Source organism: Frankia sp. CeTa3Moorea, from assembly GCF_978021225.1.
Map to the genome: position 1 here is coordinate 1,274 of NZ_CDXDOR010000156.1, position 10,123 is coordinate 11,396.

A 10,123-nucleotide genomic window follows, 5' to 3' on the forward strand; every position below is an offset into this window, starting at 1 on the left:
ACCCGCCTGGGACGACCTGGAGCCGCACCAGCATCACGTCCACGACGACCCCCGTTGAGCCGTCGCCGCGGCTGTCGCGGCTGCCGTGGCTGCCGCGACAGCCGCGCGTGATCCAGGTCAGACGGCCGCGGCGGCCGGGTGCCCGACGGTCAGCGCGAGGGCGGTGATCTCGTCGCGTCCGTCCGCGCCGACCAGCCTGTTGAGGTCGTCGTCGAAGAAGCCGAACACCGCGCAGGTGGCGAGGTCGAGCCCGGTGGCGACCAGCATGAGGTTCTGGGCGAGCACCCCGGCGTCGAGATGCGCCGAGCGGTAGGCCCGATGCCCGTAGTGCCAGACGACCCGGTCCAGGGAACAGGTGAGGACCAGCGTGGCGGGGCAGGTGCCGACGAAGTCCTGCATGCAGCCGGCGGTGAGGCCCGGTCCGGGATCCCCGGGGCTGACGAGCTCCAGTTCGTGGCGGACCGGCTGGTAGTAGTAGACCCCCGGGTCGAGGTCGTCCACCCGCCTGGCCGCGACGTAGACATTGACCGGTTGCAGGGAGCCCGCGGACGGGGCCATCCGGACGGGAATGGACCCGATCGGGGTCTGCGCCAGCTGCTTGACCCCGGCGGCGTGGTGCAGCAGGTCACCGAGATCGGCCAGGTCCAGCGGCCGTCCGTCGTAGGCGTAGCAGCTGTGCCGGTCGGCGATGACCCGGTTCAGCGGCGGCAGCCCGGCCCGGCCGCCGGGCCGGGGCAGTGCGACCGCCGGCGCGTCGCTGTACTCCTTGACCAGGCTGATCTCGTCTGATCCGTCGGTGTCGTCAGAGTCGTCGGTGGACGGCAGGTCGAGCGGCCCGGCTGGGGCGGTCAGGTTGCGGTGGATGACGTCGAGCACGCGCAGGGGCGGGCTGTCCGCGGTGGTGGCATGGGCCCCCATCGCGGTGACCAGAGCCCGGTCGGCGGGAGTCAGGTCGGCGGGAGTCAGGTCGGCGTCGGATGTCGCGAGCGAGTCCATCGGTCCTGCTTTCGCGGTCGTCCGGGTGGTCAGGCGTACCGGAGCGGGGTCAGGCGTAGGGGAGGGGGAAGGTGTTGAGCTCGGTCTCGGGCAGCTCCGGCCAGCCCAGCGTGGCGGCGTGGGCCAGTACCCGGCCGCGGCCCCAGGTGGGGAAGGCGGCGGGGAAGTTGGGCACCAGGCCGGGAATGATCACGCGGACGACCCGCAGCCCGCAGGCGGCGACGTCCGGCGTGGTCAGATCGGCGTAGAGGATCTCGTAGCCGCGGCTCTCCACGATCTTCTGGTATGTCCCGAGATCACGGGCCGCCAGGCCGGGGACGGTGTCGAACGCCCGTGTCGCCGGCACATCGAGCCACGGTGCGACGTGCGCGCGGGCCCGCGGGTCGAGGTTCAGCTGCTGCTGGCACAGCAGCTGCACGACGTCGCGGAAGTCGGGGCGGTAGGCGTCGAGGTAGGAGCGGTCGGGGCGCTGCGGCTTGAGGTAGTCCCCGCCGCGGTTGTGCTGGTCCAGGACGTTGCGGATGGCGCACTCGTCGTCGGGCCGGTCGAGGTCGCGGCTGCCCTCCTGCAGGATCAGCGCTTCCCCCCAGGCCTTGAGCAGCGCCTCGCCCGGGTCGGCGCGGGCCGCGAAGCCGATGGTGAGCAAGCGGTCCGGGCCGTGCTCGACGACCCCGGCCATCACCGGGATGCCGAACTCGTTGTCGAGGTGGATCGCCCAGGCCCGCTGGCCGGCCGCGGCGGGGTCACCCGACCAGTAGGCGGCCAGGTGGTCGGGCAGGGCCAGCGCGGGCAGCGGGTGGCGGTTGGCCCACCAGGTCATGGTGGCGTCGCGTTCGACGGCCTCCTCGACGGCGGAGGTGAGCGCGAACTCCAGGCTCGGCCCGGCCTGGACCCCGACGTAGTTGTGGAAGTGCAGGGCCGGTTCCGCGCCGGGGGCGTCGGTCCGCCAGTTGATGTAGACCTGGCTCGCGGGCAACCAGGTGTCCTCGCCGGTGGTCAGGGACCGGCCGCGGACCCAGTGCACGGCGAGGTCGCGGGTGAAGCGGCGGAAGGGGAACCCAGCGGTGTCGTACTGGCTCTCGGAGTACAGGACCAGCCGCTCCGGGTCCAGCGCCGCCTCGCCCCGCCGCGCCAGCTCGTCGTAGGAGGCCCGCACCGGGGTCAACGTGCCCGTCCAGTTGGCGCTGTAGCGCTCGGCCGCCTCGCCCAGCGCGGCGGCCACGGCGGCGTCGCGGCTGGTGAACGAGGTACCACCGCACAGGACGTCGTTGCGCCATGGCTGCCGGGCCGCGTTGGACATGTCAGCCACGTCGGCGGTGACGGTGTGCAGAGCCGCCGGCACGCTGGGGTGGTGGATGGTGTCCCGTAGGCCGACCACGATGCCGGTGCGGGGGCTGACCAGTGCCTTCGGGGTGGCCGCCCAGCCGGTGAGCAGTTCCGGCCCGAAGTACGCGGGGTGCGGGAGGACGGGGTGGACGGTCAGCGCCAGGCTCAGCGGGTCGGCTTCGAGCTCGGCGGACAGCAGCCGGCACGGGGCGCCGGCCAGCCACCGGGAGAGCTCGATGACCAGCACGTCGGCCATCCAGGCCAGCTCGGGTCCGGGCGGCACGTAGGCGTTTCCCCAGTAGGGCGCGGTGGCAAGCGCCGACCACAGCCGCGGGTCGGTGCTCGCGGACCGGCGGCGGTCGACCAGATCGGCGTGGTCCGCGGTGCGCCCCGGCACGACGAGGGGGCCGAGGACGCCGATACCGCGGTCGAGGTGGAAGCCGGCCCAGGGGACGCCGGCTGCCGCTGCCGCCGCCGCGGTCACGGCGACCCGGCTGGTGTCACCGGCGACCGTGGCCGTCACCACGAGGTCGACGTCGCCCACCTGCCCCGGCAGGCCCGGTCGCACCCTGCGGATGCCGCCGCGGACCATGGCCTCGCCGAGCGCGACGACCATGATCTCGTCGCCGTCGAGCAGCACCCGGGCACCGGCGGGGCGCTCCGGGCTCGCGGGCGCCTCGGGCCACCGGCCCCAGTGCCAGGACCGGGGCGCCGCGGCGGCCTCGGTCAGGCAGCCCTGCTCCAGCAGCGCGCCGAGGACGTCCGCGGCCACGGACGGGTCGGCGCAGCGGGCGGCGATTTCGGGGACGGTGGCGGCGCCGTCGCAGGCGCCGACGATCTCGGCCAGTTCGTCGGGCGGGAGCTCGATCTGGAGGACCTCGCCGCCAGGGGTCGTGATCAGGGACGTGTGGTCGGGCCCGCGGTGCAGTGTCAGGCCGACGATGTGCGCAGGCTCGGTCACCGGCACCTCCTCTCCGATCGGTGGTCCGTCTGGTCGTCCGGCGGTGCCCGGGGCCACGGTGGCACTGCTGCCCGACACCGCGGTGCCGCCCGGACCTGCCGTGCCGCCCTCCCGGGCGGGCGGCACGGCAGGCGTGACTGGCGTCACTTCCACGCGTACGCGGCAACAACGGAGATGTTGTTGTTGTGCGCGGCGTTGGCCGCCCCCGTGCGCACGAGCGTGGTCTTGCGGATCGAGACCTTCTTCATGGTTTGCTCACCTCCTCTCGGGGTGTCAGATGCCGCCTTGTCCCAGGGTCGGCGGCGGTGGCGGACGTGAAGGCCAGCTGGGCCTGACCTGTCAGGGGGTGGACGTAGTGCGCGGCCCGCACGTCGAAGACGGCGAGGATCAGTTCGGGGGTGAGGACGTCGGCGGGCCTGCCGCCGGCGACGACCCGGCCACCGTCGACGACGAAGATGCGATCGCAGTAGCTGGCGGCGAGGTTGAGGTCGTGCAGGCACACGACCGTGCTGACACCGAGGCCAGCGACCAGGTCGAGAACCTCGAGCTGGTAACGCACGTCCAGGTGGTTGGTGGGTTCGTCCAGCAGGAGCAGGCGGCTGCGCTGGACCAGCGCCCGCGCGATCAGGACCCGTTGCTTCTCCCCGCCGGACAGGGTGGCGAACGGGCGGTCGACGAGGCCGCCGACGACGCCCACCCGGCCCAGCGCCGCGGTGACGGCGGCGGCGTCCGCGGCGGTGTCCCGGTCGAAGGCCCGCTTGTGCGGGAGCAGGCCCATGGCGGCGATCTCGCGGGCGGTGAAGTCGAACTCCGTGGGCGTCTCCTGGACGACGACGGCGGTCCGCCGCGCCAGCTCACGCTCGCTCAGCGCCCAGGCGTCGTCACCGTCGACGGTGACCAGACCCGCGATCGGCCGGACCATCCGGTACACGGTGCGCAGCAGGGTGGACTTGCCGCTGCCGTTGGGCCCGACCAGACCGACGATCTCGCCGCCCTCGCAGTTCAGGTCGGCGCCGCTCAGGACGACGGCGTCGCCGAGACGTACCTCGATCCCGGCCAGTCGCAGTGTGGTCATCCGCCCCCCAGCTGCAGGCGGCGGCAGATGAGCCACAGGAAGAACGGGGCGCCGGCGACGGCGGTGACGACGCCCACCGGCAGCTCCTCCGGCGCGGCGACCGTGCGGGCGGCCAGGTCCGCCCAGACCAGGAAGACGGCGCCGCCGAGGGCGGCGACGGGCAGCACGCGCCGGTGGTCCGGCCCGACGAGCATCCGGCACACGTGCGGGACCATCAGCCCGACGAAGCCGATCCCGCCGCTGACGGCGACCATCACGGCGGTCAGCAGCGAGGCCAGCACGAACAGCTGCCGGCGCAGACGCTCCACCCCGACGCCGAGGCTGGTCGCGGACTCGTCACCGAGGACGAGCGCGTTGAGCCGCCGCGCCTGTGTCGCCAGCGCGATCGTGCCGGCGAGCACCGCGGCGGCGGGCAGCCCGAGATAGGACCACCTGGCCCCGCCGAGGCCGCCGAGCTGCCAGAACAGCACCGACCGCGCCTTGATCCCGTCGGTGTCCGCCCGGAAGATCAGGAAGCTTGTCACCGCCGTGAGCAGGTAGGACACCGCCACCCCGGCCAGCAGCAGGCGCAACGGGGAGATCCGCCCGGAGCGCTGCGCCATGGCGAAGACGAGCCCGAAGGCGGCGAGGGCGCCGAGGAACGCCGACACGGACAGCGAGTACACGCCGAACGCGGACCAGCCGAGCAGGATCACGGTGACCGCGCCGACCGAGGCACCCGAGGTGATACCGAGGATGAACGGGTCGGCGAGCGGGTTGCGGACGAGGGCCTGCAGGATCGTGCCGACGACAGCCAGGCCGGCGCCGACGACGACCGCGAGCAGCGCCCGGGGGAGCCGGACCTCCCACACGATCAGGTCGTGCGGGCCGCCCGCGCGTCCCAGGGCGCCGCCGGTCAGCCGGTCGGCGACGACCTGCCAGACGGTCACCGGCGGAATCCGCACCTGGCCCGCCGAGACCGAGACCACGACCGAGACGAGCAGGGCCGCGGCCAGGCCGAGCAGGACCAGCCCGAACCGGACGCGGGACGCGGGCGGCCGCGGCGCCGTGGCCGCCCCGGGCTCCGGCGGTGCGGTGTCGGTCGCCGGTGGCTGAGGCCCCGCTGGTAACCGTGTTCCCGTGAGCAGCTTCGTCCCCGGCACCGGTCTCAACCCCGGTCGCCGAGGTTCTCGACGATCGTCCGCAGCGCCTCGACGTTGCGGACTCCGAGCAGGAGCTGATGGTTGGGCACGATGAAGATCTGGTTGTTCCGGACCGCGTCGATGTTCCTGGCGGCGGGATGATTCTTGAGGCGGTCGATGAGAGGCTTCGCCTCGAAGCCCGAGCCGTCCCCGTAATCGATGGCCATCACGACCTCGGGATTGCGCTCGACGAGCTGCTCCCAGGTCACGTTGCCGAAGACACCGGAGACGTCGTCGAACACGTTCTCCGCGCCAGCGCTGTCCAGCAGCATCGTCGCGAGCGCGTCCTCGCCCTGCGTGCCGGGGACGTCCTCACCGGAGTCGTCGTACACGAACACCCGCGGCTTCGTGCCACGCCCGGCCGCCGTGGCCTCCAGCTCCTGCACCGTCGAGGTCATCTCCCCGATGACCCGGTCGGCCTGCTCCGTCGCCCCGAAGACGCTCGCCAGGCTGCGGATCTGCTCGTAGAGCGCCGGCCACGTCGGGCGGCCGTCGATGCAGTCCTGGCCGAGGACGAAGGAGGAAACGCCGTCGCCGCGCAGCGACTCGCGGCTGATTCCTCTTTCCTCCGCGAAACTGCTCTCCCGCCGGCTGACCATGAGCTCGGGGTCGACCGACAGCAGCAGCTCGCGGGTGATCCCGCCCCTGGTCGACAGGACGTTCAGCGACCGGTACGCCGCGGCCAGGTCCGCCCGGGGCTCGGTCTGGTTGAGGGTGGCCACCCCCACGATCCGCTCGGTGAGACCGAGGGTGAGCATCGTCTCGATGACGCTCTGTTCCTCGGCCACCACCCGCTTCGGCGCGGCCTCGTAGGTGGTGGTGACCCCGCAGTTGTCCACCGTCACCGGGAAGCCGGCGGTGGTGGCCGAGGGCGCCGACGCGGCCGCGGGATCCCCGTCACCGCCGCCATCGCCACAGCCGGCGGCGACGAGAGCGAGCGCGGGGACCAGCAGGAAAGCGGCCGTACGCCGCAGTAGGCTCAAGGGTAGATCCTCTCGGGGACGGATGTGCCAGGGCCGGTCGTCGTGCCGGGGCCGGCTGTGCGGGCGGCCGTCGGGACGGCCCCCTGCACGAGATGGCGGGCCAGGACGGGCCACAGCCGGCTCGTCGGCGGCAGCCGGCGGCGTTCCAGCGCCGCGATGCCGGTCAGGTGCTCGACCAGCACACGGTCCAGCCCGGACCGGACGAAGACGTTGCGGTACGCCTCTGAGCCGGCCATCCACAGCGGAAGCTGGACAAGCCGGGCGGGGTCGTGGAAGTAGCCGGCCTCGATCCGCGAGCGCCGGGCGGTTACGGCGCGGGCGAGGCGCAGGTGGGCCAGACCGAGCGGGCCGAGCCGGTCGTAGCTGATGTCGACGGCCACCACCTGCCCGCCGGGCCGGGTGCAGCGCCGCCAGTCGGTGACGGTGGCCTCGGGGTCGAGCATCGTCCAGAGCACGAGCTTGGCCACCGTGGCGTCGAAGTGCCCGTCCGGGAAGGGGAGCGACGAGGCGTCGGCCACGTGCAACTCCACCTTCAGGCCGGCCGCGTCCGCCTTGCGGCGGGCCTGTGTGAGCATCGACTCGGACGCGTCGACCCCGACCACCTCGTAGCCGAACGACGCGAGCAGCAGCGCCATCGACCCGGTGCCGCAGCCCACGTCGAGCACCCGGGCCGGCGGCGGGCCGAGGACGCGGTGCCACAGCAGCTCCCAGGCCCGGGCCTCGCCCGCGGTGTGACCGGAGGCGGTGATCCCGGCGTCGCCGCGCCAGACGTCGAACGTCGGGGCGGCGGCGTCCCAGTAGGCGCTGATGTCGGCGGACGCGAGGGGCCGCGCCGCGCCGCGCACCGTGTGCTGGGGGGGCACGCGCTGGGGGGGCACCGCGTGCTCGGGGGTCACCGTGCGCTTCGGGGTCTGCGTCATCCGTGTTCCTCCGCGAAGTCAACCTGAGTGGAGATCAGGTCGAGATAGGTTCCGCCGCGGGCGACGAGCTCGTCGTGGCTGCCGGTGGCGACGACCCGGCCGCCGTCGAGGACCACGAGCCGGTCCGCGCCGCGGATGGTGGACAGCCGGTGGGCGATCACCAGCGTCGCCCGGCCGTGGCGCAGGCGGGCCAGCGCCGCGGCGACCTCCGCCTCGCTGTGCGCGTCGAGGTTGGACACGGCCTCGTCGAGCACCACCACCGGCGCGTCGCGCAGCAACGCCCGGGCGATCGCGATCCGCTGCCGCTGCCCCCCGGACAGCAGGCCGCCGAGCTCCCCGGCCGCGGCGCCGTAGCCCTCGGGCAGCGCGGCGATGAAGTCGTGGGCGCCGGCGTCCCGCGCCGCCTGTTCCACCGCGGCGTCGGTCGCGTCCGGCCGGGCGAGCCGGATGTTCTCCCGCACCGAGAGGTTGAACAGGTGGACGTCCTGCGGGACGTGGGTGACCGCCTCGCGCAGCATCGCCTGGGGCAGGTCGCGCACGTCCTGGCCGCCGACCAGGATGCGTCCGGAGTCGACGTCCCAGAACCGCATCAACAGGTGGGAACACGTGCTCTTACCGGCCCCGGAGTGCCCCACCAGGGCGACGGTCTCACCGGGGGCGACGGTGAAACTGACCTCGTGCACCGCGTCGACACCGGTGCCGGGATAACGGAAGGTGACCCGCTCGAAGGCCACCCCGGGCGCCGGCGGCAGAGCCGGGGCCGCGGTGGCGCGGTCCTCGACGGGGGCCTCGGTCGTCAGGATCGACTCGATCCGGGCGGCGGCGGCCAGGATGACGTCCAGCTCCCGGGTGGTGTCGACGACGGCGAAGATCGGGACGAACGCCGCCAGCGCGAGGACGACGGCGACCGACAGCAGGTGGCGCGGCAGCTCCCCGGTGCTCACCAGGTGGGCTCCGGTGGCCAGCACGGCGACGAGCCCGACGAAGGAGAGCAGGTCGGTGACCGCCTGCTCGGTGCCCGCCCGGCGGCCGTGCACCGTCTTGGCCGCCGACAGCACACCCTCCCGCCGCGCCAGGTTGGTCAGCGCCCGCTGCCCGGCGTTGTGCGCGAGCAGCTCCCGCACGCCCTGCACGGTGTCGACGACGTCGGCACTCAGCTCCCCGAGCGAGTCCCGCAGCTGGGTGGCCGTCGCCTCGGACCGGCGGCGCAGCCACCGCGGCACGGTGAGCAGCCCGACCAGCGCCGGGAGGAGGGCGACGGCGAGCTCCCAGCGCATCACCGCGAGCGTGGCGAGTGCGGCCGGCGGCACGGTGGCGGCCACGACGACCGGGCTGAGGGTGTGGGCGAAGAAGCCTTCGAGCTGCTCGACGTCGGAGATCGCCGAAGCGCCCAGGTCGCCGGTCCGGCGCCGCTGCAGGCCGCCGGGCGCCAGCCGCTCGAACGCGTCGTAGATCATCCCCCGGACGGTGGCGAGCACCCGGAACGCGCCCACGTGGGCGAGCTGGCTGTCGGTCCAGGCGAGCACCGCGGCCGCCACCGCGAGCACGCCCAGCACGGCGATCCCCGGGTGAAGCTCGGAGCCGGGGGTGCCGGTCACCGCGCGCCCGACGAGCCAGGCACCGGTGGCCGCCGCGCCGAGGGTGGCGAGCTGGTGGGCGACTCCGGCGGTGACCGCGACGGCGAAGATCCCGCGGTGGGGGCGCAGGAGCGCGACCAGCGGCCGCAGCCGTGCGCCCCGGCCCGCGGCCGCCGCCTCGGACGTCCCAGGCTCGGCGGCTGGGGTGAGCTCGGTGTCCGCCGCGAGCTCAGTCATGGTTCCCCTCCTTGAGGACCGCCACCGGAACCGGCCCGCCGGCACCGTTTCTGCCTGCACCGGTGGCGCTGGCACCGGTAGCGCCGTCGCCGGCTCCGTTGCCGGCGCCGCGCCCCGCCGACCGCTGGGCCGCGACCAGCCGGGCATACGGGCCGTCCGCCCCGAGGAGGTCGTGGTGGGCTCCGTGCTCCACCACCGCGCCGCCCTCCATCACGACCACCCGGTCGGCGGAGGCGACGGTGGACAGCCGGTGCGCGATCACCAGGCAGCTGCGCCCGGCCCGCAGGCGTGTCAGCGCCTCCTGGACGTCCGCCTCGACCGCGCCGTCGAGGCTGGAGGTGGCTTCGTCGAGCACGAGGACCGGCGCGTCACGCAGCAGAGCCCGTGCGACGGCGATCCGCTGCCGCTCACCGCCGGACAGGGTGAGCCCGCGCTCGCCCACCAGTGCGTCGTATCCGCCGGACAGCGCACTGATGAAGCTGTGCGCGCCGGCGGCCCGGGCCGCGGCCAGCACCTGCTCGTCGGTGGCATCCGGCCGGCCCAGGACGATGTTGTCCCGGACGGTGCCGTGGAACAGGTAGGTGTCCTGGGAGACGACGGCCACCGTCGACCGGATCTCCTCGGCCGACAGGGTCGCGATATCGGTCCCGCCCAGGCGGATGACACCCGCCGTCGGCTCCTGGAAGCCGAGCAGCAGGCCCACCAGGGTCGTCTTGCCGGCGCCGGAACGCCCGACGACGGCCACGGTCTCGCCCACCCCGACGGCGAAGCTGACCCCACGCACGGCCGGCTCGGACCGGCTCGGGTAGGTGAAGTCGACACCCTCGAACGCCAGAGCCGAGGCCGGGGCCAAAGCCGGAGCCGGGG

At 73.9% G+C, this 10,123-nt stretch carries 8 protein-coding genes; all 8 read right to left on the reverse strand.

What is annotated here, in order from left to right:
- Positions 1-117: 117 nt before the first annotated feature.
- Entirely contained in the window at positions 118-996 is an 879-nt protein-coding gene (locus AC08OV_RS20475; protein ID WP_476615112.1) for a SagB/ThcOx family dehydrogenase, read from the reverse strand.
- 49 nt (positions 997-1,045) lie between these two features.
- Positions 1,046-3,283 (reverse strand): YcaO-like family protein, encoded by a 2,238-nt coding sequence (locus AC08OV_RS20480; protein ID WP_476615113.1) that lies wholly within the window; start codon positions 3,281-3,283, stop codon positions 1,046-1,048.
- 244 nt (positions 3,284-3,527) lie between these two features.
- Positions 3,528-4,358, reverse strand: a complete 831-nt coding sequence (locus AC08OV_RS20485) for an ABC transporter ATP-binding protein (protein WP_476615114.1) — start codon at positions 4,356-4,358, stop codon at positions 3,528-3,530.
- The gene (locus AC08OV_RS20490) at positions 4,355-5,500 is read right to left on the reverse strand and encodes a FecCD family ABC transporter permease (RefSeq protein WP_476615115.1); all 1,146 of its coding nucleotides are present in this window, start codon (positions 5,498-5,500) and stop codon (positions 4,355-4,357) included. Before AC08OV_RS20490 ends, AC08OV_RS20485 begins: the two co-directional genes overlap by 4 nt.
- Before the next feature lie 5 nt (positions 5,501-5,505).
- Positions 5,506-6,522, reverse strand: coding sequence for an ABC transporter substrate-binding protein (locus AC08OV_RS20495; protein ID WP_476615116.1), 1,017 nt, complete (start codon positions 6,520-6,522; stop codon positions 5,506-5,508).
- Complete coding sequence (locus AC08OV_RS20500; RefSeq protein ID WP_476620132.1) at positions 6,519-7,442, reverse strand: class I SAM-dependent methyltransferase; 924 nt, start codon at positions 7,440-7,442, stop codon at positions 6,519-6,521. The genes AC08OV_RS20495 and AC08OV_RS20500 overlap by 4 nt, the downstream gene beginning before the upstream one ends.
- Positions 7,439-9,256: a thiol reductant ABC exporter subunit CydC gene (gene cydC / locus AC08OV_RS20505; RefSeq protein ID WP_476616217.1), complete on the reverse strand. Its 1,818-nt coding sequence runs from the start codon at positions 9,254-9,256 to the stop codon at positions 7,439-7,441. Before cydC ends, AC08OV_RS20500 begins: the two co-directional genes overlap by 4 nt.
- Positions 9,249-10,123 (reverse strand): ABC transporter ATP-binding protein (locus tag AC08OV_RS20510; protein WP_476620133.1); only part of this gene is annotated, 875 nt, incomplete at its 5' end. The genes cydC and AC08OV_RS20510, both read right to left, overlap by 8 nt.

What these genes read in the sequence shown, in the direction of transcription:
- AC08OV_RS20475 (WP_476615112.1), bottom strand. Translation starts at nt 996, where the DNA reads ATGGACTCGCTCGCGACATCCGACGCCGACCTGACTCCCGCCGACCTG.
- AC08OV_RS20485 (WP_476615114.1), bottom strand. Translation starts at nt 4,358, where the DNA reads ATGACCACACTGCGACTGGCCGGGATCGAGGTACGTCTCGGCGACGCC.
- AC08OV_RS20500 (WP_476620132.1), bottom strand. Translation starts at nt 7,442, where the DNA reads ATGACGCAGACCCCGAAGCGCACGGTGACCCCCGAGCACGCGGTGCCC.
- cydC (WP_476616217.1), bottom strand. Translation starts at nt 9,256, where the DNA reads ATGACTGAGCTCGCGGCGGACACCGAGCTCACCCCAGCCGCCGAGCCT.